This is a genomic window from Curtobacterium sp. MCSS17_006, from assembly GCF_003234215.1.
Classification (GTDB): Bacteria; Actinomycetota; Actinomycetes; order Actinomycetales; family Microbacteriaceae; genus Curtobacterium; species Curtobacterium flaccumfaciens.
The window spans coordinates 74,195-100,249 of record NZ_QKSO01000008.1 but is presented as its reverse complement, the minus strand read 5'-3'; the positions used below and the strand labels follow the sequence as shown (position 1 = coordinate 100,249).

25 protein-coding genes are annotated in these 26,055 nt (G+C 71.3%); 15 read left to right on the top strand and 10 right to left on the bottom strand.

All coding sequences use genetic code 11. The annotated features are described in order from the left end of the window. Positions 1-45 precede the first annotated feature (45 nt). From DEJ21_RS09585 to DEJ21_RS09565, 5 genes are all read right to left on the bottom strand, one after another. Complete coding sequence (locus tag DEJ21_RS09585) at positions 46-1,740, bottom strand: cell wall metabolism sensor histidine kinase WalK (protein WP_111089032.1); 1,695 nt, start codon at positions 1,738-1,740, stop codon at positions 46-48. Between the two features lie 79 nt (positions 1,741-1,819). Then, positions 1,820-2,515 (bottom strand): response regulator transcription factor, encoded by a 696-nt coding sequence (locus DEJ21_RS09580; RefSeq protein ID WP_017888045.1) that lies wholly within the window; start codon positions 2,513-2,515, stop codon positions 1,820-1,822. A gap of 51 nt (positions 2,516-2,566) precedes the next feature. After that, positions 2,567-4,264, bottom strand: coding sequence for a DNA repair helicase XPB (locus DEJ21_RS09575; RefSeq protein ID WP_027466594.1), 1,698 nt, complete (start codon positions 4,262-4,264; stop codon positions 2,567-2,569). 48 nt (positions 4,265-4,312) lie between these two features. After that, complete coding sequence (locus tag DEJ21_RS09570) at positions 4,313-6,079, bottom strand: helicase-associated domain-containing protein (protein WP_111224436.1); 1,767 nt, start codon at positions 6,077-6,079, stop codon at positions 4,313-4,315. Between the two features lie 28 nt (positions 6,080-6,107). After that, positions 6,108-6,353 carry a multidrug ABC transporter ATPase gene (locus tag DEJ21_RS09565; protein ID WP_110863079.1) on the bottom strand — a complete coding sequence of 82 codons (246 nt, stop codon included), beginning with the start codon at positions 6,351-6,353 and terminating at the stop codon, positions 6,108-6,110. Between the two features lie 109 nt (positions 6,354-6,462). Here DEJ21_RS09565 and DEJ21_RS09560 point away from each other — a divergent pair, with 109 nt between their 5' ends. Both DEJ21_RS09560 and DEJ21_RS09555 read left to right on the top strand, forming a co-directional pair. Next, a complete protein-coding gene (locus DEJ21_RS09560) occupies positions 6,463-6,840 on the top strand; it encodes a cold-shock protein (RefSeq protein ID WP_017888041.1) in 378 nt (125 codons plus the stop codon). 79 nt (positions 6,841-6,919) lie between these two features. Further along, complete coding sequence (locus tag DEJ21_RS09555; RefSeq protein WP_258374991.1) at positions 6,920-7,660, top strand: DUF3027 domain-containing protein; 741 nt, start codon at positions 6,920-6,922, stop codon at positions 7,658-7,660. Between the two features lie 82 nt (positions 7,661-7,742). Here the strand turns inward: DEJ21_RS09555 and serC are convergent, their stop codons facing one another. Beyond that, complete coding sequence (serC, locus tag DEJ21_RS09550; RefSeq protein WP_111224434.1) at positions 7,743-8,858, bottom strand: phosphoserine transaminase; 1,116 nt, start codon at positions 8,856-8,858, stop codon at positions 7,743-7,745. Positions 8,859-9,042: 184 nt separating this feature from the next. On the opposite strand from serC, the gene DEJ21_RS09545 reads away from it, so the two are divergent. The 6 genes from DEJ21_RS09545 to DEJ21_RS09520 all read left to right on the top strand — a co-directional run bounded on the left by DEJ21_RS09545 (position 9,043) and on the right by DEJ21_RS09520 (position 14,318). After that, positions 9,043-9,738, top strand: coding sequence for a metal-dependent transcriptional regulator (locus tag DEJ21_RS09545; RefSeq protein ID WP_027466592.1), 696 nt, complete (start codon positions 9,043-9,045; stop codon positions 9,736-9,738). 227 nt (positions 9,739-9,965) lie between these two features. Continuing rightward, positions 9,966-10,952, top strand: a complete 987-nt coding sequence (locus DEJ21_RS18675) for a C40 family peptidase (RefSeq protein WP_181435840.1) — start codon at positions 9,966-9,968, stop codon at positions 10,950-10,952. A 351-nt stretch (positions 10,953-11,303) separates the two neighbouring features. After that, on the top strand, positions 11,304-11,798 hold the full coding sequence (locus DEJ21_RS09535; protein WP_111224432.1) for an HNH endonuclease: 495 nt from the start codon (positions 11,304-11,306) through the stop codon (positions 11,796-11,798). A 170-nt stretch (positions 11,799-11,968) separates the two neighbouring features. Continuing rightward, positions 11,969-12,748 carry a CPBP family intramembrane glutamic endopeptidase gene (locus tag DEJ21_RS09530; RefSeq protein ID WP_181435839.1) on the top strand — a complete coding sequence of 260 codons (780 nt, stop codon included), beginning with the start codon at positions 11,969-11,971 and terminating at the stop codon, positions 12,746-12,748. Further along, positions 12,745-13,584, top strand: a complete 840-nt coding sequence (locus DEJ21_RS09525) for a CPBP family intramembrane glutamic endopeptidase (protein WP_111224430.1) — start codon at positions 12,745-12,747, stop codon at positions 13,582-13,584. The genes DEJ21_RS09530 and DEJ21_RS09525 overlap by 4 nt, the downstream gene beginning before the upstream one ends. Positions 13,585-13,613: 29 nt before the next feature. Next, positions 13,614-14,318 carry an AIM24 family protein gene (locus DEJ21_RS09520; protein WP_111224429.1) on the top strand — a complete coding sequence of 235 codons (705 nt, stop codon included), beginning with the start codon at positions 13,614-13,616 and terminating at the stop codon, positions 14,316-14,318. A gap of 14 nt (positions 14,319-14,332) precedes the next feature. Here DEJ21_RS09520 and DEJ21_RS09515 read toward each other — a convergent pair whose 3' ends face one another. Continuing rightward, positions 14,333-15,211: a PrsW family glutamic-type intramembrane protease gene (locus DEJ21_RS09515; protein ID WP_111224428.1), complete on the bottom strand. Its 879-nt coding sequence runs from the start codon at positions 15,209-15,211 to the stop codon at positions 14,333-14,335. 128 nt (positions 15,212-15,339) lie between these two features. Between DEJ21_RS09515 and DEJ21_RS09510 the strand changes: the two genes are divergently transcribed. The 6 genes from DEJ21_RS09510 (at position 15,340) to DEJ21_RS09485 (ending at position 22,200) form a co-directional block, all read left to right on the top strand. Then, the gene (locus DEJ21_RS09510; RefSeq protein WP_111224427.1) at positions 15,340-16,188 is read left to right on the top strand and encodes a CPBP family intramembrane glutamic endopeptidase; all 849 of its coding nucleotides are present in this window, start codon (positions 15,340-15,342) and stop codon (positions 16,186-16,188) included. A 320-nt stretch (positions 16,189-16,508) separates the two neighbouring features. Beyond that, the gene (locus DEJ21_RS09505) at positions 16,509-17,381 is read left to right on the top strand and encodes an EamA family transporter (RefSeq protein WP_111224426.1); all 873 of its coding nucleotides are present in this window, start codon (positions 16,509-16,511) and stop codon (positions 17,379-17,381) included. A 166-nt stretch (positions 17,382-17,547) separates the two neighbouring features. Continuing rightward, the gene (locus DEJ21_RS09500) at positions 17,548-18,489 is read left to right on the top strand and encodes a phosphate/phosphite/phosphonate ABC transporter substrate-binding protein (protein ID WP_111224425.1); all 942 of its coding nucleotides are present in this window, start codon (positions 17,548-17,550) and stop codon (positions 18,487-18,489) included. Positions 18,490-18,524: 35 nt separating this feature from the next. After that, on the top strand, positions 18,525-19,361 hold the full coding sequence (gene phnC / locus DEJ21_RS09495; protein ID WP_111032350.1) for a phosphonate ABC transporter ATP-binding protein: 837 nt from the start codon (positions 18,525-18,527) through the stop codon (positions 19,359-19,361). Next, positions 19,358-21,103, top strand: a complete 1,746-nt coding sequence (locus DEJ21_RS09490; protein ID WP_111224424.1) for an ABC transporter permease — start codon at positions 19,358-19,360, stop codon at positions 21,101-21,103. The genes phnC and DEJ21_RS09490 overlap by 4 nt, the downstream gene beginning before the upstream one ends. Next, positions 21,100-22,200: a TIGR03364 family FAD-dependent oxidoreductase gene (locus DEJ21_RS09485; protein WP_111224423.1), complete on the top strand. Its 1,101-nt coding sequence runs from the start codon at positions 21,100-21,102 to the stop codon at positions 22,198-22,200. Before DEJ21_RS09490 ends, DEJ21_RS09485 begins: the two co-directional genes overlap by 4 nt. A 39-nt stretch (positions 22,201-22,239) precedes the next feature. Here the strand turns inward: DEJ21_RS09485 and DEJ21_RS09480 are convergent, their stop codons facing one another. The 3 genes from DEJ21_RS09480 to DEJ21_RS09470 are packed head-to-tail and all read right to left on the bottom strand — an operon-like array spanning position 22,240 to position 25,116. Then, positions 22,240-23,349 carry an alpha-D-ribose 1-methylphosphonate 5-triphosphate diphosphatase gene (locus tag DEJ21_RS09480; RefSeq protein ID WP_111224422.1) on the bottom strand — a complete coding sequence of 370 codons (1,110 nt, stop codon included), beginning with the start codon at positions 23,347-23,349 and terminating at the stop codon, positions 22,240-22,242. A gap of 7 nt (positions 23,350-23,356) precedes the next feature. Further along, positions 23,357-24,424 (bottom strand): alcohol dehydrogenase catalytic domain-containing protein, encoded by a 1,068-nt coding sequence (locus DEJ21_RS09475; protein WP_111224421.1) that lies wholly within the window; start codon positions 24,422-24,424, stop codon positions 23,357-23,359. Then, positions 24,421-25,116: an HAD family hydrolase gene (locus tag DEJ21_RS09470; protein WP_071244062.1), complete on the bottom strand. Its 696-nt coding sequence runs from the start codon at positions 25,114-25,116 to the stop codon at positions 24,421-24,423. Before DEJ21_RS09470 ends, DEJ21_RS09475 begins: the two co-directional genes overlap by 4 nt. Before the next feature lie 176 nt (positions 25,117-25,292). On the opposite strand from DEJ21_RS09470, the gene DEJ21_RS09465 reads away from it, so the two are divergent. Then, positions 25,293-26,018, top strand: a complete 726-nt coding sequence (locus tag DEJ21_RS09465; protein WP_220036566.1) for a GntR family transcriptional regulator — start codon at positions 25,293-25,295, stop codon at positions 26,016-26,018. The last annotated feature ends 37 nt before the right edge of the window (positions 26,019-26,055 follow it).

The window sequence follows — 26,055 nt, the reverse complement described above, 5'->3', positions numbered from 1 at the left end:
GGATGGGCGGCAGTTAGCGCTACCTCGAGCAGCGGCGCGCCCGGGTCAGGCGGCGAAGTCGCGGGGGAGCAGGGGGAGCCAGACGCGGAAGGTGGCGCCGCCGCCCTCGGTGTCGAAGACCTCGACGGAGCCGTGGTGCGCCGCGACGATGCCGGACACGATGGCGAGCCCGAGGCCCGAGCCGCCGGTGTCCCGCGCGCGCGAGGTGTCCGCGCGCCAGAAGCGCTGGAAGATCTTCTCGCGCAGCTGCGGCGGGATGCCCTCACCGTGGTCGATCACATCGAGGTGTGCCATGCCGCGCTCGTCGTCCACGCCGATGCCGATCTCGATCGGGTCGTCGTTCGCCGTGAACCGCATGGCGTTGCCCATCAGGTTCGTGACGATCTGGCGGATCTTGTTCTCTTCCGCCAGGACGATCGGCGGCCGCTTCGGCAGCACGACCGTGGGCAGCGGGGTGGTCTCGTCGGTCGGTGCGGCACCGGCGTCGATGTTCATGGCGCGGGTCCGACGGGCCCGCAGACGCGCGATGGTCTGGCGCGAGAACGCGATCGGCCCGGTGGTGTTCGCCGAGGTGGGCGACACGGGCGGTGCTTCACCGGAGTCCGGAGAGCCGATGGACGACGACGCCGACGGGCGGACGGCCTGGGGCACGCTCTCGCCGGTCAGGGAGTCCTCGACGAGGACCTGGATCTCGCGGTCGGGGTTGGAAGCCATCGTGTCGAGCGCCGAGTCGCGGGCGATGGCGACGAGGTCGACCGGGCCGAGCTCGAGCGGCTTCGACTCGTCGATGCGGGCGAGCTGCAGCAGGTCCTGCACGAGCAGGCCCATCCGCTGCGCTTCCTTCTCGATGCGCTCCATCGCCTGGGCGACGTCCTCTTCCTTGCGCAGGGCACCCATCCGGTACAGCTCGGCGTACCCGCGCAGGGACACCAGCGGCGTGCGGAGCTCGTGCGAGGCGTCCCCGACGAACCGGCGCATCTGGGCGATGGTGCGCTCACGGTCCTCGAACGCGGAGTCGATCCGCTCGAGCATGACGTTGAGGGAGCGGTTGAGTCGGCCGACCTCGGTGTTCGGGGTGTCGGCCTCGAGGCGCTGGTTGAAGTCACCCGCGGCGAACCGTGCGGCAGTGTCCTCGACGTCGCGCAGCGGGTCGAAGGTCGCGGTGACGAGCAGCCGGGTGAGCATGGCGCCGAGCAGGATGACCGAGGCACCGAACCCGAGGAAGATCGCGGTGAACTTGCCGATCGTCTCGTCGGTGCCGGCGCTGGAGACCGCGATGAGCACGTAGCCGGTCTCGGTGGTGCCGTCGGACTGGTTCTGCAGCGAGGCCGGGATGATCTGCGCACGCCACTCGTGGTTGTGCTGGCTGTCGTAGAGCGAGATGCGCTGGTTCGCCTGCGAGGCCTCGACCAGGGTGGCTTCGCGGACGTCGGGCCGGCTCGACGCCTTCGTCTGGCAGATCCGGTCGCCGTCGGCATCGTACGCGGCGACGTAGGCGCTCTGCGACACCACGACGGACAGCTTGCAGTACTGCTCGCCGTCGCTGATGTTCTGGCCCTCGAGCTGTTCGGTCGTCTGCTTGACCGTGTTGTCGAGCTGCTGCATGAGGTAGGTGGACAGCACGGTCATCGTGCCGAGTCCGGCGACGAGCAATCCGAGCGCGACGAGCAGCACCGTGATCCCGGTGATCTTGGTGCGCAGGGAGATCCCGTCCCACCAGTGGTTCATTCGCGTGTGCATGCTGCCCCAACGATAGACAGCGGCCGCCCGGTGAAACCGGACGACCGCCGTGAAGTCGAGCCCCGCGGGACTCCTGCTCCTACGAAGCTTTGGACGCCTTCAGCATGTAGCCGAAGCCGCGCTTGGTCTGGATGATCGGCTCGGCGGAGTACTGGTCGAGCTTGCGGCGCAGGTACGAGATGTAGCTCTCGACGATGCCCGCGTCGCCGTTGAAGTCGTACTCCCACACGTGGTCGAGGATCTGCGCCTTCGACAGCACGCGGTTCGGGTTGAGCATCAGGTAGCGGAGCAGCTTGAACTCGGTGGGCGAGAGCTCGATCTGCGCGTCGCCGATCGTGACCTCGTGCGTGTCCTGGTCCATCGTGAGCTCGCCGGCGCGGATGATCGCGTCTTCCTCGTCGTTCATGGTGCGACGGAGGATGGCCTTGATGCGGGCGACGATCTCGTCGAGCGAGAACGGCTTGGTGACGTAGTCGTCGCCGCCGACGGTGAGGCCGGTGATCTTGTCCTCGGTGTCGTCCTTCGCCGTCAGGAACAGGATCGGCGAGGTGTAGCCCGAGGAACGCAGGCGCTTGGTGACGCCGAAGCCGTTCATGTCGGGCAGCATCACGTCGAGGATGATGAGGTCCGGCTCTTCTTCCAGCACGGCGGAGATCGCCTGTGCTCCGTTGCCCACCGCACGCACGGCGAAGCCGGCGAAGCGCAACGAGGTCGTCAGGAGGTCGCGGATGTTCGGCTCGTCGTCGACGATCAGGATCTTGGGGCCATCGCTCATGGTCTTATCTTCTGACTGTTCCCTCGGGGTTTCCTGAGAGCGGTTCGTACGTCAGCCCACGGGCGTCTGGACCTGGTCGGCGTCGAGGATCGTGTACGAGTAGCCCTGCTCCGCCAGGAACCGCTGCCGGTTCTGCGCGAAGTCCTGGTCGACGGTGTCCCGGGCCACGAGCGTGTAGAACGACGCGGGCAGGCCGTCCTTGTTCGGGCGGAGGAGCCGGCCGAGCCGCTGCGCCTCTTCCTGCCGGGACCCGAACGAGCCGGAGACCTGGATGGCGACGGTCGCGTCGGGCAGGTCGATCGAGAAGTTCGCGACCTTCGAGACGACGAGCACGTCGACCTCGCCGGACCGGAACGCGTCGTACAGCCGCTCCCGTTCGTCGACCGGGGTCGCCCCCGTGATCTCCGCGGCGTCGAGCGACGCAGCCAGTTCGTCGAGCTGGTCGATGTACTGCCCGATCACCAGGATCTGCTCACCGCGGTGCTTCTCGATGAGTTCCCGCACCACCGGGGTCTTGGCCGGGGACGTCGCGGCGAGCCGGTAGCGCTCGTCGTCGCTCGACGCCGCGTACTCCAGGCGGTCCTGGTGCGGCAGGTCGATGCGGACCTCGTAGCAGGAGGCCGGCGAGATGTAGCCCTGCGCCTCGATCTCCTTCCACGGGGCGTCGTACCGCTTCGGCCCGATGAGTGAGAAGACGTCGCCCTCGCGGCCGTCCTCGCGCACGAGCGTCGCGGTGAGACCCAGGCGTCGGCGGGCCTGCAGGTCGGCGGTCAGCTTGAACACCGGCGCGGGCAGCAGGTGCACCTCGTCGTAGACGATGAGCCCCCAGTCGAGGGCGTCGAGGAGCGACAGGTGCGTGTACTCACCCTTCCGGCGGGCGGTGAGGATCTGGTAGGTCGCGATCGTGACCGGCCGGATCTCCTTGACGCTGCCCGAGTACTCGCCGATGTCCTCCGGCGTCAGGGTCGTGCGCTTGAGGAGCTCGGTGCGCCACTGCCGCGCCGAGACGGTGTTCGTCACGAGGATGAGCGTGGTCGCCTTGACGGTCGCCATCGCACCAGCGCCGACGAGCGTCTTGCCCGCGCCACAGGGCAGCACGACGACGCCGGAGCCCTGGGCGAAGAACGTGTCGACCGCCTGCTCCTGGTACGGCCGCATGTGCCACTCGGCGGTGTCCAGGTCGATCGGGTGCGGCTGGCCCGGGGTGTAGCCCGCCAGGTCCTCCGCCGGCCAGCCGAGCTTCACGAGCTCCTGCTTGATCTGTCCCCGCGCCCACGGCTGCAGCTCGACCTCGGTCGAGGACCGCATGTCGCCGAGCAACGGCTTGATGCGCTTCGACCGGATGACCTCGGCCAGCACCGACGGGTCCTCGGCGGTGAGGAGCAGGAGCGGCAGCCGCTCGAGTTCCTCGGTGGGGGAGTTCGCGATCACGGGCGCGTCGGGCCGTTCCTCGCGACGGATCACGAGCCGTCCGTAGCGCGAGACCGTGTCGCGGATGTCGACCGTGACGCTCTGCGGCACGGGGAACTTCGCGAAGCGTTCCAGGGTGTCGATCATCGCCTCGGCGTCGTGGCCCGCGGCGCGCGCGTTCCAGAGTCCGAGGCGGGTGATCCGGTAGGTGTGCACGTGCTCGGGAGCGCGTTCGAGCTCGGCGAAGGCCGCGAGCTCGTGGCGTGCGTCCTCGGCATCGGGGTGCGCGACCTCGAGGAGCACGGTGCGGTCGCTCTGCACGATCAGCGGTCCGTTCATGACCTGCCAGCCTAGCCGTCGGCACCTGCGTGCGGGTGACCGCGCGGCTCAGGCGTCGCTCTCGACCGACACCACGAGTGACAGCGGCAGGGTCCGCTCGACGTCGACGGCCGTGTCCCGCCCGCGGACGCGTCCGGCCGCGACCGAGGTCGGCACGATCGAGAACGGCCGCTCCGAGCCGTCCGGCATCCGGACGGTCACACGGATCGGCGTGCGTCCGCGCACGGCCAGGTCGATCTGCCGACCGAGCCACTCCTGCTCCGGCTCCGCGTCGCCGCGCTGCGTCGTCAGGCGGAGCCGTTCGACGAGTGCGTGCGCCGACTGCTCCGGCGAGCGTCCGGTGGGGCTGCGCCGGCCGGGAGGCCCGTGGTGCGCCTCGGGGCGGGCTGCGGTCGTCAGGACGGCCGGGTAGCGCTGGTCCTCGAGCGCGGTGTGCACGACGTGCGGCGGGTAGCGCGTGGTCAGCGTCGTCAGGTCGGGCCGCTCCCACGCGAGCTGCCGGAGCTCGGCGTCCACCCCGACGAGGTCGAGCTGGTCGGCGGTGCCGCGGACCTCGGTCCCGACGCCGCCCGGCCCCCGGTCGACGACGATGCTGCCGTCGCGTCCGGCCACCTGGTCGATCAGGTAGGCGAGGGGCTGCGGGATCCCGGTGGCCGACAGCCGTCCGAGCAGGGACAGCAGGTCGTCGCGGGAGTGTCCGGCCCGGAACGCCGCGCGCAGGGTGTCCTCGGAGATGCGGTAGCGCGCCGCGAGGCCCGGTGCCTCGAGCACGGCGACGGTGCGCAGGGCGTCGTCGTCCACCGGCGCGAGCGGCCCCGGTGCGATGACGGTGAGGTCGTGCTGCAGGTAGACCCGCTCGACGGTGCCCGGCAGGTCGTCGGAGGCCTGGTCGGCGTCGCCGTCGAGGAGTGCCCGGCCGGTGCTCGTCACGATGCCGTCGACGGCCAGGCCGAGCGACGCCGCGGTGCCGGCGACGTCGAGCAGCAGGGCATCGAGCCAGCGGGAGCCCGCCGGGTACGCCCAGCGCCCGAGCGGCACGAGGTCGCGCAGGTCCCCGTCGGCCAGCTCGAGCACCTGGTGCACGGCGGGCGGGAGCGTGTCCGACCACGCGGCCACCAGCGACACCCAGCGCTCCGGCCAGCTTGCGAGCAACCACGCGTGCCCGGGGTCGGTGACGATCCAGCGTCCGGTGTCGGGGTCGGCGAACCCGATGCTGTCGAGCAGCGCCAGGCGACCGGCGACGAGCTCGGCATCGGTGCCGATGCGTTCGGCCAGGGTGCGGGCGAGCGGCATGCCGATCCCGCCCTTGACGAGTTCGCGGACCGCGCCGGCGTCGACCGCCCGCAGCAGCTCGGCGAGCACCGTCATCGTCGCGAACGCCTGCTCCGCGCCGGTGGTGCGCGCACGCTCGAGGGCCGCGTCGTCGAGGGCGGGGGCAGCGGGGCGGACCTGCTCCGGGCCTCCAGGCTGCTCGTCGAGCGAGGTGAGGTCGGGGTGGGCGGCCACGCGTGCGGCGACCGCGTCGTCGACGGCGCCGTCCTCGTCGGCGAGGCCGAGCTCGATCGCGGGGCCGAGTGCGTCGACGGCGCCGCCGTCACGCAGCGCGAGGATCGTGGCGCGCGGCAGGTGCTCGACGGCGGCGTCCACCGCGTCGTCGCTCCGGAGCGCCTCGGCGAGGTCGAAGAAGTCGGTGATGCGCTGCGGGCCGGTCTCGGCGAGTGCAGCGGTGGGGAGTCGCCTCGCCGCGACGAGGCGCTCGAGCGCATCGTCCGGCATCGCCCGGAGTCGGGCGGCGAGGTCGGCGGTGGTCGTCATCGTCCGGTGCCAGCGTCCGGGGCGGACGTCAGCGAGCCGTCCGGTTCGCTCGTGCGCGACGTGTCCAGGTGATGCCGAGGAGCGTGAAGACCAGCACCATGGCGATCGGGAAGCCGTAGAGCGGGATCGCCATGACCACCGGCCACGGCATCGCACCCTGGGCGCTGGGAGCGGTGAGCCACATGATGATCATCGCGACGAAGCAGAGCAGGCCGAGGATGATGATCCCACCGATCATGAACGCCAGAGCGCGTTCGGTACGATTGAACGTCACCGGGGGTTCTGCGGAGTCCTGCGGGTTCCCGGTTGATCGGGTCGGCTTGGCCATCGACCCAGGATATCCGACGCACCACGGCCGTACCACGACCTCGAGGAGTCCACGCATGCCCACCGGCAAGGTCAAGTTCTACGACGACGACAAGGGCTTCGGCTTCATCACCGGAGACGACGGCGACCAGGTGTTCCTGCACGCGTCCTCGCTGCCCGACGGCGTCGTGACCGTCAAGGCCGGCACGCGGCTCGAGTACGGCGTCGTCCAGGGCAAGAAGGGGTCGCAGGCGTTGTCCGTGCGGCTGCTCGAGCCCCAGCCGTCGCTGTCGCGGATGACCCGTCGCTCCGCGGACGACATGGCCGTGATCGTCGAGGACCTGGTGAAGGAACTCGACCGGATCAGCGGAGACCTCCGCCACGGCCGCTACCCGAAGAACGGCGATCGCATCGCCGCCATCCTGCGGCACGTCGCAGACCAGTTGGAGGCGTGACCCCATGACCGAGTCCGAGACAGCAGGGGCCGAGACGGCTCCCGACGCAGCGTCGACTGACGCCGTGTCCACTGACGCCGTGTCCACCGACGCAGCGTCCATCAACTACACCGACCTGGCGCGCGAGGCGTTGCTCGAGGTCACCCCCGAGTCGACCGTCGGCGCACCCGTCGGCACGGTGGACGAAGGGGACGGCGTCGTGTCCGTCCTGTTCGCCAACCGCCTGCCCGGGTACCCCGGGTGGCGCTGGACCGTCAGTGTTGCGAAGATCGGCGACGACGAACCCACCGTGCTCGAGGTCGAGTTGATGCCCGGGGACGGCTCGCTCGTCGCGCCCGAGTGGGTGCCGTGGTCGGAGCGACTGGCCGAGTACCGGGCTGCGCAGGAGCACGAGGGTGAGGACGCGGCGGACGAGGACTCGGACGACGAGGACTACGACGACGAGTCGGATGAGGACGACGACGAGGACGACGACGAGTCGGACGACGACGAGGACTCGGACGAGGACGACGACTACGACGACTCGGATGACGACGAGGACGACGACGAGTCGGACGATGACGATGACGATGACGACGAGTTCGACGCCGACGAGGACGACCTCGACGAGTCGGACGACGACGACATCGAGGGTGTGGACGTCGATGCGCTCGCCGACGTGAGCGACAGCGACACTGACACCTCCGCCACCGAGGACGAGGCCCCGCAACCGCCCCGTCGTCGCCGTGCCCGCCGCGTGCAGCCCTTCGAGCCCGACGCCGACCTCGAGGTCGACCAGCTCGACGCCGGCGAGGCCGACCCGGGCTTCCACCGCGCCTGACCCACCCGGACCGACGAACGGGCCCGGCACCACCGATCCGGTGGTGCCGGGCCCGTCCTCGTTCCGTCGGGTGTCCCCGAGGTCAGCGCAGGGCGTCGATCGTGAAGTCGATCGCGCGCACGAGCTTCGCGACGTCGTCCGGGTCGATCGCGGTGAACGTCGCGACGCGCAGCTGGTTGCGACCGAGCTTCCGGTACGGCTCGGTGTCGACGATGCCGTTCGCACGCAGGGTCGCGGCCACGGCCTTGGCGTCGATCGAGTCGTCGAGGTCGATCGTGGCGACGACCTGGGAGCGAGCGGCGGGGTCGGTGACGAACGGGGTCGCCCAGTCGCTGGCCTCGGCCCAGTCGTAGATGGTCGACGACGAGGTCTTCGTGCGGAGGTCCGCCCACGCCAGGCCACCGGACTCGTTCATCCACCGCACCTGCTCGTCGAGGAGCAGCAGCGTGGAGATCGCCGGGGTGTTCAGGGTCTGGTTCAGGCGCGAGTTGTCGACGGCGTTCTTGAGCGACAGGAACTCCGGGATGTACCGGTCGGAGGCGGCGATCCGCTCGATCCGCTCGATCGCGGCGGGGGAGAGCAGCGCGAGCCACAGGCCGCCGTCCGAGGCGAAGTTCTTCTGCGGGGCGAAGTAGTAGACGTCGGTGGCGCTGACGTCGAACAGGGCGCCACCGGCGGCGCTGGTCGCGTCGACGACGGTGAGGGCGCCGGCGTCACCGGTCGCGCGGACGACCGGAGCCATGACGCCCGTCGAGGTCTCGTTGTGCGGGTAGGCGTAGACGTCCACGCCCTCGACCGGCTCGAGTGCGGCGAGGGAGCCACCCGGTGCCTCGACGACGTGCGGAGCCTCGAGCCACGGGGCCGCTGCGGCCTTGGCGAACTTCGACCCGAACTCGCCGAAGGACAGGTTCTCGGCACGGCGCTCGATGAGGCCGAACGCGGCGGCGTCCCAGAACGCGGTCGAGCCGCCGTTGCCGAGGACGACCTCGTAGCCCTCGGGGACCTGGAACAGGTCGGCGAGGCCGGAGCGGACGCTGCCGACCAGGTCCTTCACGGGCTTCTGGCGGTGCGAGGTGCCGAGGATCGTGGCACCGCGCGTCACGAGGGACTCGAGCTGGGCGCCGCGGATCTTCGACGGACCGCAGCCGAAGCGACCGTCGGTGGGGAGGAGTTCGGCCGGGATGACGATGTCTGCCATGCACCGATCCTACCGACGACGATCCGCCTGCCCGAGCCCGTGTACCGGCCGGACGGGGAGGGTTCGGCCCACCCGTCCACCGCGTCGGATGACCCTTTCTCACGTGCACCCGGGCGCCGGTCGGTGTTCGTCGGTGCGAACAAGTAGTGTGGTCGGCGCTGGGCCCAGACATGAGAGGCGGACCGTGACCGATCTCGTCGACACCACGGAGATGTACCTTCGCACCATCCTCGACCTCGAGGAAGAGGCGATCGTGCCGCTGCGCGCGCGCATCTCCGAGCGCCTCGGACACTCGGGCCCGACGGTCTCGCAGACCATCGCCCGCATGGAGCGCGACGGCCTGGTCGTCGTCTCCGGTGACCGCCACCTGGAGCTCACCGACGAAGGTCGTTCCCGTGCCACCCACGTGATGCGCAAGCACCGTCTGGCCGAACGCCTGCTGGCCGACGTCATCGGACTCGACTGGGCGTTCGTGCACGACGAGGCCTGCCGGTGGGAGCACGTCATGAGCGAGCAGGTCGAGGTCCGCCTGCTCGAGATGCTCGGCAACCCGACGGAATCGCCGTACGGCAACCCGATCCCCGGACTGGCCGAGATCGGTGGCCCCGCGGCCGCCGGGTTCCTCGACGGTGTCCAGAACATCGTCGCCGCGACCGAGGGCACCGACGCCGTCACGACCGGGGTCGTCCGACGCCTGGGCGAGCCCGTGCAGTTCGAACCGGAGCTCCTGCACCAGCTCCGCACCGCCGGGGTCATGCCCGGGCGCATGGCGAGCGTGCAGCGTGCGGGCGCCTACGTCGCGGTCCGCGTCGAGGGCGAGGACTCGGGCATCGAGCTGCCCATCGAGGTCGCACAGCACGTCTACATCGAGCGGGACTGACCGTTCCTGGTCGTCCCTGAGAGTCTTTACCGTTTCGTTACCTCCGGGGCGTTTGGTCTCGACACGGTAACGACGCCTCCGTACACTCGTCCGAGTCGCCGCGCTGCCCCTGAGCCGGAGACCCGTGGCAGGACGTCTCGAACCCGTCTCCTGCCTCGATCGGAAACGATGACGAACGGATGGGGTTGCACGCCGCCGGACACCCACGGCGGCGTGATGACGAGACGTTGGAGACCCACCTCTTGACGCAGACCGGTACCGCCGCGGACGACCAGACGCCCGCGAACCCGACGAACACCGAGAACGCCACCACCGCCCCGCTCACCCGGCGGGCCGTGCGCGAGACCGAGGGCCGCCCGGTCCGCAAGGTCGTGCCGGTGCGCTCCGCCCCGCTGCCCGGTGGTCGTCGTGCCGCGCAGGCCGCGGCCGCAGCGAACACCGCCAAGGCAAGCTCGTCGTCGCGCAAGCGCAAGTTCCTCGCGCCGGTCGTCCTCACCGTGGCCGCCGGAATGTTCGGCACGGTCGCGGTCGCCCCGGCCTTCGCCGCGACGACCTCCGGCAACTCGACCGCCGTCGCCGACGCCCAGCGCCAGGTCCGTGCCACGCAGAGCCAGGAGCTGTCGGTCTCCGACGCCGTGGCGCTCGCCGACACGAGCCGTGACGGCTTCGGCGCAACCTCCACCGCGACGCTCGGCGCCGAGAAGGCCGCCAAGCAGGCCGCCGCCGACCAGGCCGCCGCAGCCAAGGAAGCCGCCGAGCAGGCCGAGCAGACCCAGTCCGCCCGGGCCGCGACGGCGAAGCAGTACTCCTCGTACACCGGGCCGACCGCCGCCGAGTACGCGGCCAGCTCGTCCGCCGCCGACACCCCGTTCTCGCTGCCGGCCGTGGTCGCCACCGGCAAGCAGTACATCGGCACCCCCTACGTCTTCGGTGGCGCGGACCCGTCGGGCTTCGACTGCTCGGGCTTCATCATGTTCGTGTACGCCCAGTACGGCATCAACCTCGCGCACTCGGTGCCGCTGCAGGACCAGGCCGGCACCACGATCCCCGAGTCCGAGGCGCAGCCCGGTGACGTCGTCATCTTCAACAACGAGGCGCACGACGGCTTCTACATGGGGAACGGCATGATCATGGACGCCCCGAAGCCCGGTGGCACCGTGCAGATCCGCCCGATCTGGACCAGCGACTACCACATCGTCCGTTTCGGCATCTAGCGACCACTGCCCCTCCGGCGTGTGAACTTCACCGGAACCGGCCCGCGCACTCTCGTGCCGGGCCGGTTTCTGGGTTAACCTGACGCTGCACCGGTCCGCACCGGCGCGAACAGGAGACCTCATGTCGATGTTCCGCACGACCCGCACCATGGGTCGGCGCGCGCGCGTCGACATATGGTCGAGCACAGCCTGCGTGCACGAGCACGCCCCTGCATGACGAGAGCACTGCCCATCCGGGTGGTGCTCTTCGTGGTTCCAGGGGTGTGAACAGGTCGTCCTCACCCGTTCGCGTCGTCGGTCCGACGCACCCGCAGCGCCTGGAAGCCGTCCAGGCACGTCGGAAGGGAACCCATGCGCACTCTCGTCCTCAACGCCGGTTACGAGCCCCTCGCGGTGATCTCGTTCCGACGAGCCCTCGTGCTGGTCATGAACCAGAAGGCCGCCATCGTCGCCGCCGACGTCGAACACCCGGTCACCGGGTCGACGTCGAGCTACGACCGTCCGTCCGTCATCATCCTCACCCGCTACGTGCGCATCCCGCACTCCAGGCTCGTGCCGGTGTCCCGTCGCGGTGTGCTGCGTCGGGACGGCAACCACTGTGCCTACTGCGGCCGCCACGCCACCACGATCGACCACGTGCACCCGCGGTCGCGCGGTGGGCAGGACTCGTGGGAGAACCTCGTCGCCTGCTGCCTGGCCTGCAACAACACCAAGGGCGACCGCACCCCACAGGAGATGGGGTGGCGCCTCCGGTTCCCGCCGAAGGTGCCGCACGGGTCCTCGTGGGTTGTGCGCGGCATCGAGCGTCCGCAGGCGGAGTGGGACGAGTACCTCGTGGCCGCGTAGCGGCCGCCGCGGCGCACCGCGTGCCGGACTGGAGGCCCGTGGCGGGCACGGCCACGGGCCTCCAGTCCGCCTGTCGGTGCGTCCCCTTCAGTCGGCCGTACCTGCGCGCGGACCCTCCGGCATACTGGTTGGGAGCCGCCATGAGGGTGCCTCGGATCAGGGGAGCCTCCATGCGGGTCACACCACGTGTCTGGATCGGGTTCGCGGTCTTCGTCGGTTACCTGGCGTTGATCACGGTGGTGCAGCTGTCCAGCGGCATCCCGTTCCCGGAGTGGGGGGACAACGCCCGGAACCTGTTCTTCGGGTCCGGCCTGTCGCTGATCATCGCGAGCATCGTCCTCGCTGCGGTGATCACCGGGCTGGGGTGGTGGCGGCCGGTGCTGCGGGAGCGGGAACCGAGCCGGCACCGGTGGGCGCTGATCGCTCCCGCGCTGATGGCCCTGATCGCGATCGCGGGCCTGATCGGCTCCGAGTGGAGCGCTGTCAGTGGCGCCTTCCTCGCGGCGGCGCTCGTGCTGCTCCTGGTGGGGTTCACGGAGGAGGTCACGGTTCGCGGGGTGCTGCTCGTCGCCCTGCGGAGCCGGATGCCGGAGGTGTGGGTGTGGCTGATCACGACTGCGGCGTTCGCGCTCATGCACCTGGTCAACATCGTCCTCGGCCAATCGGTCGCGTCGACCCTCAGCCAGGTGTTCTCCGCGTTCATGTTCGGCAACGTCCTGTACGTCCTGCGTCGGGTGGCGGGGACACTCCTGCCGGCGATGGCGCTGCACGCCCTGTGGGACTTCTCCCTCTTCATCCAGGGCACCGGCGCGGTCGCGCCGTTCGCCGGTGTCGTCGGGGTCCTGCTCTTCCCCGCCTGGGCCCTCAGCCTGGTGGCGGTCTTCTTCGTGGTCCGCGGTGCGGACGAGCGCGTCGCCAGTGGCCTGCGCCCGACGCGGAGCCTCGCGTGAGCGCCGTGTCCGCCGCCCGCGGGTGGGTCCGCCGGCACGGCGTGCTGACCGCGCTGGTGGCGATCGTCGTCTACGTCCTCCTGGCAGCCGGTCTCGGCAACGTGCTCAGCGATCTGGTGAGCGACGACCACGAGGCCGCGCAGTTCGCCCTCGGGCACCTGATCCCCCTGCCGATCGGCATCGTCCTGTTGCTGCTCGCCGTCCGCTGGGCGGGGAACGGCCGTGCGGTGTGGCGGGAACGTCCGACGCCGACGATGACGCCGCACCGCTGGTACCTGCTCGTGATCCCGGTCCTCGCGGTCGGGACGTACCTCGTCGAGAGCACGCAGATCCCGTGGGCCGAGCGAGGGATCGGGATCATCGCGCTGGTGGCCGTCGGGACGCTGCTGGTCGGCCTCGGTGAAGAACTCGCGATCCGCGGTGTCCTGCTCGCCGCCGTCCGCGAACGACACGGCGAATTCGTGACCCTGCTGGTCACATCGCTCGTCTTCGCGCTCATCCACATCCCCGGCAGCATCGTCGCCGGCAACCCGCCGCTGGTCATCGTCATCCAGGTCGCCGGTCTCTCGGTCGTGGGAGCGACCTACTACTGGATCCGCCGCGTGACAGGGCGGCTTTGGGCCGGGGTGCTCGTGCACGCGTTCACCGACTGGGTGCTCTACCTCTCCGGCAGCGACGTCGTCCCCGCGGCATCCATGTCCCAGGGGCAGACTCCCACCGACCTGATCGTCGGCAACGCGGAACTCGTGCTGTGGCTCTTCCTCGCGATCGGGGTCGTCAGTGTCATCCGCGAGGACCGACGCAACCGCGAGCAGCACGCCACCGTCACCCCGTAAGCGACGCCCACCACTCCGAGGAGACCACGATGCACAGCACCATCACCGGCACGACCATGCCCGTCCTGCACATCACCCTCGACGCCGGCGAGCAGGTCGTCGCGGAGGGCGGAGACATCGCCTGGCTCACCACGGGGTTCGAGATGGACACCTCGACCACGCACGCTGGCGGCGGTGGATTCCTGAACGGGTTGAAGCGGGTGCTCGGTGGTGGGCAGCTGTTCCTCACCCGGTACACGGCGCCGCGCACCGGTGGGCAGCTCAGCATCGCCGCGCAGCTGCCGGGCACGATCCGGGAGATCACGGTCGACGCGGCCGACACCTACATGGTGCAGAACGGCTCGTACACGGCCAGCACCCTCGGCGTCGACGTGTCGGTGGGGCTGCAGAAGCGGCTCGGCGCCGGCATCTTCGGCGGCGCCGGTGTCGTGTTCCAGACGCTGAGCGGGACCGGGACCGCCTGGGTGCAGCTCGCCGGGGAGCTCACCGAGGTCGAGCTCGCCGCGGGAGAGTCACTGCTGATCCACCCGGGGCACCTGGCGATGTACCGGGCTGGGATGCCCGTCGAGTTCGCCACCGTGAAGGGCATCAAGAACAAGGTGTTCGGCGACTCGATGTTCCTCGCCGAGGTGCACGGGCCGGGCACGATGTGGTTGCAGTCGATGACTCCCGCCGCCCTCGCCGCAGCGATCCAGCCGTACCTGCCGAAGCCGCAGGGCAGCGATCGCGACTGACGTTCGTGCTCGTCCTAGCGGACGCGAGCGCCATCGACGTCGTGTGCGCTCAACCGCCGCACCTGCGGGCGGAACCAGAACACGAAGATCGCGACGACGTACACGGCCTCGAGCGCGATGCTGACCGGCACGTTCCAGTCGCGGACCGGCCCGTCGATCACGGCGTCGTTGAGGCCGTGGATGGCGGCTGCACCGAGGTAGGCCAGGACGCCGATGCCGACGGCCTTGGCCCGCGGGTACCGCTTCGCAGCGAGCCAGATGACGACGGCGGCGCCCACGGTGATGAGCGGGTGGGAGACCTCCGCGATGATGCGGACGACCACGTCCATCATCATGATGAACGGTGCATCCGAGGGTGCCGCGCCGCCGTCGAGGATCGGGTCGAGTGACGTGATGATGTAGCTGACGCCCTCGAGGAACCCCAGCCAGCCCGCGACGACGAGGACGAGCCACACGCCGAGCCGGGGAGAACGGTAGGTCTGTGCGGCGAGCAGCAGGATGACCGGGAGCAGGAGCTTCAGGAACTCCTCGACGAGGCCGGGCCAGATCGCTCCGCCCGGCAGCAGGGTGGCGGGTCCGTTGACGGTCCCTGCCACCAGCATCGCGATCGTTCCCCAGGCGAGGCCGATCCACGTGGCCTGGACCCGGTGTGGTGTGTCCTCGAGCGAGACCTTCCGCCTGAAGTACCAGGCGATGGTGATCAGCGGGATCCCGATCCCGATCATCGCCGCCACGATCACCACGATGAGCGGGTAGGTCGGCCGGTCGGCGTCGGTGGACGCTGCGCCGTCGACCGCGAGCATCAGGGTCCCTCCCCAGTACCCGAGGAGCGCGCCGGCGATGGCGCCCCCGAGGCCGACGAGCAGCGGTGCGGTTCCACGGGGTCTGGACATGGTGCCGAAGTTATCAGCAGGCTGTCGATGTCATCGGGCCCATCGACGGCCGCGCGGGCGGCGTCAGCCGGTACGGTGAGGGCGACCGACCATTCGCCAGCCCGTCACCCCGGACCAGGAAGGCCGTCATGGCAACCGGACAGCGCACCGCTCCGTCGGACACCGAGAACGGTTGGCGCCGCTTCTGGAACCGCGGCGGATGGTGGCGGGCCGTGCTGGCCGTCGTCGTCTACCTGGCCGTCTACGAGGGCATCGGCTGGCTCAACGCTCGCACCCTGGCCAGCGGGATCACCACCGAAGAGCTGTTCGCCACCCCCGGCGCGGTCATCGTCGGCATCGCCCTGCCGATCATCGTGATGGGGCTGCTGACGCTGCTCTTCGTCCGCAGCCTCGGGTGGGGACGCGAGGTGTTCGGACGGCAACCCGTCCGGGGACGCGGGTGGATGTGGATCGCCGTGGCGCTGCTGGTCGTCCCGATCCTCATCCGTGTCGCGGCGACGAGCTGGTCGTCGTACTCGGTCTCCGTGGTCTTCGCGGTGTTCTTCCTCGGCCTCTGCATCGGGTTCGCCGAGGAGCTCATCGCCCGCGGCGTCGCGGTCAACCTGCTCCGCCGCGGTCACCACACGGAACGCACGGTCGCGTTGCTCTCGTCGCTGTTGTTCGGGCTGATGCACGCGGCCAACGCCATCGGTGGGACGGCGGTGCAGACGGTCGCGGTCACCGTCCTCTACACCTTCGGCATCGGCACGATGTTCTACCTGTCGATGCGGGTCACGGGCAGCATCGTCCCCGCGATGCTCCTGCACGCGGCGACCGATCCCACGACGATCCTCGCCACCGGCGGGATCGACACCAGCACCGCGACCGCCGGGGGCGGCGAACTGGTCAGCCTCGCCGGCCTGTTCAACTTCGCCTACCCAGTGCTCGCGCTCGCCGTGCTCTTCTTCGTCAAGGGTCGCGTCGAACGCACCACGTGACGGACGGGAGGCCCGTGGCGAGCCCGCCACGGGCCTCCAGTCCGTCTGTCGCGCGTCCTCGGGCCGGACGCGGCTCGGCGATGACGGGAACGCCCGCAGAACGTGACCTGAACGGCGGCTCGTGCCTGTCCGGACAGGGTGGCGGCCGGGTCGGCCGCGGTGCTAGCGTCCGTCCCGACAGCGCCTAGGGTTCCGGGACTCCCCGTCCGACTGGTCCGAGCGGCGCCACGGTCCGCCACCGAACGCGGGCCGTCATCTGAACGGACAAAAGCCTGGAGGACCTCGCCCGACGCGCCGCGCGCCGGGCAGAAGGTCCTGCCGTGACACCGCTCGCCGTCCTCCTCGTCCTGTCCGCCGCCGTCGCCCACGCGGGGTGGAACGTCATCGCCCACGGGGTGAGCCGGATCGGGATGCCGTTCCTGTGGCTCGGCGCGGTGTCGAGCGTGCTGGTCTGGATCGGTGCGGTCCCGTTCACCGGGGGCCTCGGTGACGCGGAGCCCGGCGGGTTCGTGCTCGGCGTCGCCGCGTCCGGGGTGCTGCACGTCCTGTACATGCTGGTGCTGCAGCGGGGGTACCGGGTCGGGCGGCTGTCGACGGTGTACGCCACGGCGCGCGGGACCGGGCCGACGATCAGCGTCGTCCTGGCGATCGTGCTCCTGGGGGAGCGACCGCACTGGATCGCCCTGGTCGGCGGGCTCCTGGTGCTCGTCGGCGTGGTCGCGGCCGGGCTCGCCGACCGGGGGACGACGTCGACGGAGCTCCCGGGGAGGCGGATCGACCCGGGGCTGGTCGCGGGGCTGCTCACCGGTGTGGCCATCGCCGCGTACACGATCTGGGACGCCTACGTCGTCCGTGACCTCGGCGTCGCGCCGGTCGCGTTCATGGTCGGGTGCACTGCCGTCGAGGTCGTGTTCTTCGGACTGGCCCTCGGGTCGCGGCGGCGCGAGGTCCTGCCCGTGCTGCGGGAGCACTGGCCGCGGGTGCTCGCGTTCGGGGTGCTGTCGCCGCTGTCGTACATCCTCGTGCTGGTCGCGATCGGCATCGCTCCCGTGGCCCTCGTCGCACCGATGCGCGAGGTCAGTGTCGTGCTCGTCAGCCTGTTCGGGGTGCTGGTGCTCCGCGAGGGCCGTGCGCTCGCCCGGGTCGGAGCCGCGGTCGTCGTGCTCGGCGGGATCGCGCTGCTCGCGCTCTGACGGCGGCGGCGACAGCGGCGGCGGCGGCCTGTCCGGACAGGTGCCAACCGAGTTCACCTGCCGTCCACGCCGTGTGTACCGGGACGGAACTCCACTCCACCGGTCGGCTGCGACAGTTGCGGTCGTCCGCACCGGACCCGCCCCCCGAACCGCCCGAAAGGTCATCATGCCCATCTCCGCACGCAAGTCGCTCGTCGCGCTGGCCGGCGCCCTGGCCCTCGTCGCCACGCTCAGCTCCTGCTCCGCCGGCTCCACCGCCGCGACCGGTGACGGCAGCCCCGCAGGCGGCTCCGACGCCGTGCAGTACGCCGCGGACGAGAACACCATCGTGTTCGGCGTGGTCCCCGACTCCGTGGACACCGAGACGAACTACCAGCCGCTGATGGACTACATCGCGAAGGAGACCGGCAAGAAGGTCGAGTACCACGAGTCGACCGACTACGCCGCGCTCATCGAGGCGTCCGTCGCGGGCAAGATCGACGTCGCGTCGTTCTCCGGGTTCACCTACGTCACGGCGAAGAACAACGGCGCGAAGATCACCCCGATCTCCTCCATCATCACCGCCGAGGGGCAGAAGCCCGGGTACTACTCCGAGGCCATCGTGCCGAAGGACAGCGACATCGACTCGCTGAAGGACTTCGCCGGCAAGAAGGTCTGCTTCGTCGACCCGTCGTCGACCTCGGGCTACCTGTTCCCGAGCTACAACCTGATCAAGGCGGGCGTCGACCCGAAGACGGACGTCACGCCGGTGTTCGCCGGCAAGCACGACGTCAGCGTCCAGAAGGTCGCGGCGGGCACCGAGTGCGACGCCGGCTTCGCCGAGGACAGCGAGGTCGAGAAGAACGACGACGTGCGCGTCGTCGCGAAGACGATGGTCCCCGGCGCCCCGATCGTCGTCTCCGACACCCTGCCGTCGGCCGAGAAGGCGACGCTGACGAAGGCACTGTCCGACGTCACCATCGACCAGATCATCGACGCCGGTGTCACCAGCGCCGACAGCGACGGCTTCCGCAGCGTCTTCTACGGCACCAAGCCCGTCGACGACGAGTACTACGACCTGATCCGCGACATCTGCAAGACGACGAAGTCGACCACCTGCCAGGCCTGACCCGGCGACCGCGAGACGGCAGCCCGAGGAGCACCATGACGAACCACGCACCGGTCGGTACCCCGGCCGTCGAGATCACCGGCCTGACGAAGCGCTTCGGCGACACGACGGCGTTGCGCGACGTGTCGCTGCGCGTCGGGCAGGGCGAGGTCGTCGTGCTGCTCGGGCTGTCGGGCTCGGGCAAGAGCACCCTGCTCCGCCACGTCGACGCCCTTGAACTCCCGACGTCCGGCAGCGTCCGGGTGGACGGGACCGAGGTGCACCGCCTGACCGGGCGTCGACTGCGCGAGCTGCGGAGTCGCGTCGGGTTCGTGTTCCAGCAGTTCGAACTCGTGCCGGCGCTCACCGTGCTCGAGAACGTGCTCACCGGAGCGCTCGCGACCCTCCGTGGCCCGCGGCTCGGCCTCTGGTCGTACCCGCGCGGCCTCCGTCGCACCGCACTCGGGCACCTCGACCGCGTCGGGCTGCTCGACCGCGCCTACCAGCGGGCCGACACCCTGTCGGGCGGGCAGCAGCAGCGCGTCGCGATCGCCCGGGCCCTCATGCAGGACCCGACGGTGCTCCTGGCCGACGAACCGGTCGCCTCCCTCGACCCGGAGTCCAGCGGGCAGGTCATGCGCCTCATCCGCGAGATCGCCGCCGACCGGGGGCTGACGGTGCTCTGCAGCCTGCACCAGGTCGACCTGGCCCTGTCGTGGGCGGACCGGATCATCGGGCTCCGGCACGGCGAGGTCGTGCTCGACACCCGGACCGACGGCCTCGGCAAGGCGGAGGTCATGGAGATCTACGGGCAGGTCGCGACGAGCACCGACGAGTTCGCCACGATCGAGGCCGAGCTGCACGCACTCGACGCGGGCGAGCGGACCTCGTGACGACGCTCGACACCCGACCCGGGTCCGCGGCGGACCTCGCCGAGGACGTGGCCCGTCGGGCACCCCGCCGCCGGGTCTCGCCGGAGCGCACCGCTGCGGTGCTGACCCTCGTCGCCCTCGGCGTGCTGGCGTGCGTCGCGGTCGCGCGGGTCGACATCTCGATCCCGAACATCATCGCGTCGTGGTCGAACGCCGAGCACTTCTTCCAGCGTGTGGGGACCATTCGGTTCCCGGAAGCCCCGGTGCTGCTGCAGCAGACCGCGCTCACCGTCGGGCTCGTCCTGCTCGGCACCCTGCTCGCCGCCGCGCTGAGCGTCCCCGTCGCGTACCTGGCGTCAGCGAACACCAGCCCGCGCCACGGGTGGGTGGCCGCCGCGCGGTTCGTCAGCGTCCTGACGCGGGCCGTGCCGGACGTCGTCCTCGCGATGGTGTTCGTCCTGGTCTTCACGATCGGCCCGCTGCCCGGGATCCTGGCGATCGGCATCCACTCCGTCGGGATGATCTCGAAGCTCTTCGCCGACGCCATCGAGCAGATCGACGAAGGACCGCGCAACGCGATCCGGGCAGCCGGAGGGAGCCGTGCGCAGCAGTTCACCGCCGGCGTGCTCCCGCAGGTGCTGCCGTCGTGGGTCGCGACGATCCTGCACCGCAACGACATCAACCTGCGCGGGTCGGTCATCCTCGGGTACGTCGGCATCGTCGGCCTCGGCCGCGAGATGTCCTTCGCGTTCAAGTCGCTCGACTACTCACTCGGCATCGGGTACGCGATCGTCATCTTCGGCCTGTGCGTCCTGATGGAGATCGTCTCCAGCTCGGTGCGCGCCGCCATGCTCGGCGTGGCCCCGGCCGGGCGCGGCATCGGTGCCACGGCTGCCCGTCGGTGGATGCGGCGGCGGGACCGGCAGCGAACCGAGGCCGCACCGTCCAGGCGGCGACCGGTCGCCGCGACGGTTGAGGGCACCCTCCGCCGCCCGTGGACCCCCGTCCGGGTCCGGAACGCGATCTGGTGCTGGGTCGCCCTGGCCGTCGTCGTCGGCAGTGTCGTGGTCTGCGACATCGCCTGGGGTGACCTGGTCACCGTGTGGGGCAAGATCCCCGCTGTCGCCGTGCAGTTCTGGCCGCCGTCCTTCGGCAGCTACGGTGCCGGCATCATGTTCAGCGCGATGTTCGACACCGTCGCGATCGCCCTCGCCGCGACCGTCCTCGCGCTGCTGCTCTCGCTCGTCATCGGGTCCCTCGCCGCCCGCAACGTCGCTCCCGGCCGCGGGGTCCGGGGCGGCGCACGGCTGCTGCTCGTCGTCGTCCGCGGGATCCCGGAGACGATCCTCGCGGTCGTGCTCATCGTCGTGACGGGGCTCGGTGCGCAGGCGGGGACCCTCGCCCTGGCCTTCGGTGGAATCGGGCTCCTCGGCAAGCTGATCGCGGACTCGCTCGAGGAGGTCGCTCCCGGACCGGAGCGCGCCGTCACGGCCACCGGCGCGGGTCGCCTGCAGCGCTACGCTTCGGCGACGGTGCCGCAGGGGTTCCGCGCGATGCTCGGGCACACCTTCTACCTGCTCGACACGAACATCCGTGCGGCGACGATCCTCGGCATCGTCGGGGGTGGTGGCATCGGCTACTACCTCCTCAACGCAGCGCAGGGATCGAACTACGCGTCGGTCACCGCGATCGTCCTGCTCATCCTGGTCACGGTGCTCGTCACCGAGGGCCTGGCCATGTGGCTGCGGCGGGTGTTCCGGTGAGCGCGACGGAACGGTACGACGTCGTCGTGGTCGGCGCGGGCATCGTCGGGCTCGGCATGGCCTACGAGGCACTCCGGCAGGGCGCCCGCGTCGCGGTGGTCGACCGTGCGGCCGCGGTCGTCGGTGCGAGTGTCCGGAACTTCGGGCACGCCTGCGTCACCCCGCAGACCGGGGAGGCGGCCGGGTACGCGCAGGAGGCACGCCGCCGCTGGCTTGCACTCGCGCTGCTCGCCGGGTTCACGGCGCGGGAACGCGGCGCGCACGTCGTCGCCCGTCGCCCCGAGGAGCTGGCGGTGCTCGAGGAGTACCGCGACTCCGGCGCGGACCTGCGGCTGGCCGACGCGGCCGAGATCGCCGCGGCGGTGCCGGTCGATCCCGGCTCGGCCCTCGGCGGCGCGCACCTGGCGCACGACCTGCAGGTCGACCCCCGGGAGGCGGCACCCGCGATCGCGCGCTGGCTCGCCGGGCAGGGGGTCACCTTCCACTGGCGCACCCCCGCGCTCGAGGTCACCACCGGCGCCGTCCGCACCGGTCGTGGCGTCGTGGAGGGGACCCGGATCGTCGTCTGCGCCAACCACGACCTCGACCAGCTCTTCCCGGAGCTCGCCGAGTCGATCGGTCTGGTCCGCTGCCGGCTCCACATGCTGCGTGCGACGATCCCGCTCGCCTTCCCGCTCGCCACACCGCTGCTGACGGGGTGGTCGCTGCTGCGCTACTCGGGGTTCGCCGCGATGCCCGGAGCGGGTGCCCTGCGGGACCGGCTCGCCGCCGACCTGCCCGAGGGGATCCGCTGGGACCTCAACCAGATGTACACGTCACCGCCGGACGGCAGCGTCATCGTCGGGGACACACACGAGCGCGGGGTCGATGCGCCACCGTTCCAGGACGAGGACGGCTTCCGGCTGCTCGTCACCGAGACCGAGCGGCTGTTCGGTGCGCCGATCTCCGTGGTCGACCGGTGGCAGGGCGTCTACGCCTCGGCCCCGGGGCGGGAGTTCCTCATCGACCGGCCGGTCCCGGGCGTCGACGTCGTGACGGTCACCACGGGCATCGGCATGACGACCGGCCTCGGCATCGCGCCGACGGTCCTCGGCTGACCCCGGTGGTCCTCGGCAGTACTCGGCCGGGGGAGACCGTCAGTCGCGGAACAGCCGCTGCCGGCCGTCGCGCCAGACACCGACCACACGGTCCTCGCGCACGGCGACGAAGTCCGCACGGCGACCCGGTGCGAGGAGCCCCCGGTCGGTGAGTCCGACGTGTTCCGCGGGGTTCCGGGTGACCGTCGCGACGAGCTCGGCGAACGGTGCGACCCCGGCGGTGACGGCCGCTCGCAGCCCCGGCAGCAGCGACCCGAGCTGGTAGTCCGACGCCACCACGTCGGCTCGCCCGGCCGCGATCGCCGCGCGCGCGGACAGCCCGGAGCCGTGCGACCCGCCCCGCCAGAGGTTCGGGGCACCGACGACGACCCCGAGTCCGACGTCGATCGCCGCGGCCGCAGCGCCCTCGGTGACCGGGAACTCCGAGATCCGGGCGCCGAGCCGGCGGGCCTCGAGGACGGCCTCGGGTGTCTCGTCGTCGTGTGCTGCGACGACGACACCGGCCCGGTCCGCGAGCTCGGCGACGGCCGCTCGTCGCCGGCCGATGCCCTCGGCGCCGGCGTGGAACGCCGCCAGGCGGGCGTCGAGCTCCTCGTCGTCGGCGCGGTCGAGCGCGCGGTAGGCCCGTCTCCAGGCGGCGACGGTCGAGTACTGGCCGCGACCGGGGGTGTGGTCCATGTACGAGACCAGGGCGACCCGATCCGGATGGGCCGCCACGAGCCTCCCGGCCGCCGCCACGGCGTCGTCGTGGGTGACGTCGACGCGCAGGTGCACGCGGACGTCGACCGGCAGGTCGGACGCGGCGACCGCGTCGAGGACGGCGGCGGCGTGCTCGGCGCTGCGCGCCGGAGCCGTCGCGTGCTCCACCGAGCAGCACAGCAGGGCGGTCGTCACGCCGGCGAGCAGGGCGTCGGCGGCGAAGGACTCGAGCGCGTGCCCGAGCGGCACCGGGACGCCGGGGCGCGGCTGCTCGAAGCGGGACAGCGAGTCGGCGTGCAGGTCGACCAGCCCCGGCAGGACGTCGACGTCGCCGAGGTCGACCGCCGGTCCGTCCGACGCCTCGACGACCACGCCGTCGCGCACGGCGAACGACGAACCCGGGGTCCCGCCGTCGCCCCGGTGGACACGGGCAGCGGTGAAGGTCGTCACGCAGCCATCACACCACGGCGACCGCGGGGTCGACCCCGCGGCGCAGGAACCCGTCCGACGGCGGTGTCGTGACGGCGTGCCCGACCGCGTCGAGGCCGACCGACCGCTCGACCAGGTCCGCGAAGGGCAGCCCGCTGCGCGCGAGGAAGGCCACCGCGGTCGCGAGGTGCCGGGGCGCGTAGTTGTGGACCCCGACGATCCGGTTCAGCCGCCGCACGATCTGCTCCGGGTCGATGGTCACCGGACGGCTCGTCGAGACCGCTCCGACGAGCACCGCGACACCGTCGACGTCGAGGGAGTCCACCGCCGCCTCGACCGCATCGGGATGGCCGGACAGCTCGACCGCGACGTCGAAGGACCCGATCGTGTCACCCGGGGCGACGGCCCGCGCCGCGCCGAAGCAGACCGCCCGGGCACGTCGGCCCGCGTTCGGGTCGGAGACGGTCACGGTGGCACCCGCGTCGACGGCCATCGCGACGGCGGTGATCCCGAGCATGCCGGCACCGGTGACCAGGACCCGTGCGCCGTCGAGCGGTCGCTGCACGGCGTCGAGTGCCGCGGCCACGGTCGCCGTGGCGCAGGCCGCCGGCGCGGCGACGGCCGCCGGCACGTGCGCGGGGACGACCGCGATCGCCGTGCCGTGGAGCAGGACGCAGTGCGTGGCGAAGCCGCCGTTCAGCGTCCAGTCCGCGGTGACGGCCTCGTGGCCGTACTTCCGCAGGGAGCGGCACTTCTGCGGGATGCCCGACGCACACCGGTCGCAGTCGCCGCACGACGCGGCGACCGACCACACGACGCGGTCACCGACCCGGACCGGCTGTCCCTGGACGGTGGTCGGCGGCACGGCGTCGACCGCGACGACGCGGCCGACCTGTTCGTGGCCGAGGACACTCGGCGTCGGACCCGGACGGTGGCCGAGCGCGGTGTGCACGTCGCTGCCGCACACGGTGGCCAGCTCGACCTCGACGAGCACACCGCCGTCCGGCAGCGTCGTCGACGGCAGCGACTCGACGGTGACCGGGGCGCCGACGCCGTGCCACAGGGCGTACCGGGCGTCGGCGCGCACCGGCGTCACGCCAGGACCCGGGCGGCGTCCTCGACCTCGGCGAGCACCGACGGCACCTCGGTGACCGAGTCGAGGACGTGGGTGTGCTGGACGGTCGCGAAGTCGGCGTCCTGGTGCGTCCCGGTCCGCACGCCCGCCACGACGGAGGCGCCGGCACGGTGTCCTGTGAGCAGGTCGGCGACGGTGTCCCCGACGACCGCCACGTCACGGACGTCGTCGGTGCCGGTCCGGAGCACGGCGGCGAGCACCATGTCCGGGTACGGGCGCCCGCGGCCGGCGTCGGCGGGGGAGAGCGCGAGGTCGATCAGCGGCCGCCAGCCGAGCAGGTCGAGCACCGCGTCGCGCGTCGCGGGCGAGAACCCGGTGGTCAGCGCGATCCGTCGCCCCGCTGCGCGGAGTGCGACGAGCGTCTCGACGGCGCCGTCCACCGGCCGAACACCGCGGTCGAGGGTTCGTGCGTAGGCGCGCTCGAAGGCAGTGTTGGCAGCCTCGGCACGGTCGCCGTCCCCGTCGAAGAGTGCCGTGAACACGGCGATCTTCGACTGGCCCATGGTGTCGACCGCGTACTGCACCGCACGGTCGTGCTCCGAGCTCCCGTGCTCGAGGCCGACGTCGGTGAGCGCGGTGCGGAAGGCGTCGAGGACGACGCCACCGTCGTCGACGGTGGTTCCTGCCATGTCGAGGCAGACGAGCGAGATCATGGGACTCCTGGGTTCGTGCCGTCACGCCGGGACCGGCGCGGTCCGACCAGCGTCGGAGCGCCCCGTGGCGGGCAGACGGTGCGCAGGTGTCCGCCAGGTGAACGACGCCGGGAGGCTCGTCACGGCCTGTTCGGACAGGCATGCGGTCCGCCAGGGGGACCGGCTACAGTCCGAGCGTGCCGGAGACCCGATACCTCGACATCGCCGCCGCCCTGGAGGGCGAGTTGGCCGATCTGCCGATCGGCTCGCGGGTGGCCAGCGAGGCGGAGCTGGCGGCGCGGTTCGGCGTCGGGCGGTCCGCAGCCCGGGCGGCGCTGCAGCACCTGCAGCGGCGCAACCGCATCCGCCGGGTCAAGGGCGTCGGCAGTTTCGTCGCACGCCGCATCGACTACCTGATCGGTTCGCGGGCGGCACCGTCGTGGAGCCACACCGTCCGCGCGGCCGGAGGCAAGCCGTCCAGCGTGACGCTGTCGTGCGCACTCGTCCCCGTCCCACCGCGCATCGCGGAGTCCCTCGACCTGGAACCGGGAGCGCCCGTGCACCGCCTGACCCGGCGCTCGCTGGTCGACGGGCTGCCGGCAGCGTGGGGCGTGGAGTGGGTCCCGCCGTCGATCGTGCCCGAGCTCGCCGAGGCGCTGCAGGTCAGTGACTCGCTGTACGAGGTGCTCCGGCAGGTGGGACGTTCCACGCCGCACCGCCGCTGGGTCCGTGCGACCGCCGACGTGGTGTCCGAGGACGTCGCCCGGCACCTGGACCTCGACGAGGTGACGCTCGGCTGGTTCATCGAGAGCCTGACGTCGGACCGCGACGACGAGCGACCGCTCTGCCTGAGCGAGCGGTGGATCCGGGCGGACGCCATCCGGGTGCTGTTCGAGGCCGGTCGGGACGCACCGCTGACCTGATCGGCTGCGGTCTTCCGTTCGTCGGCCTGGCCTTCCG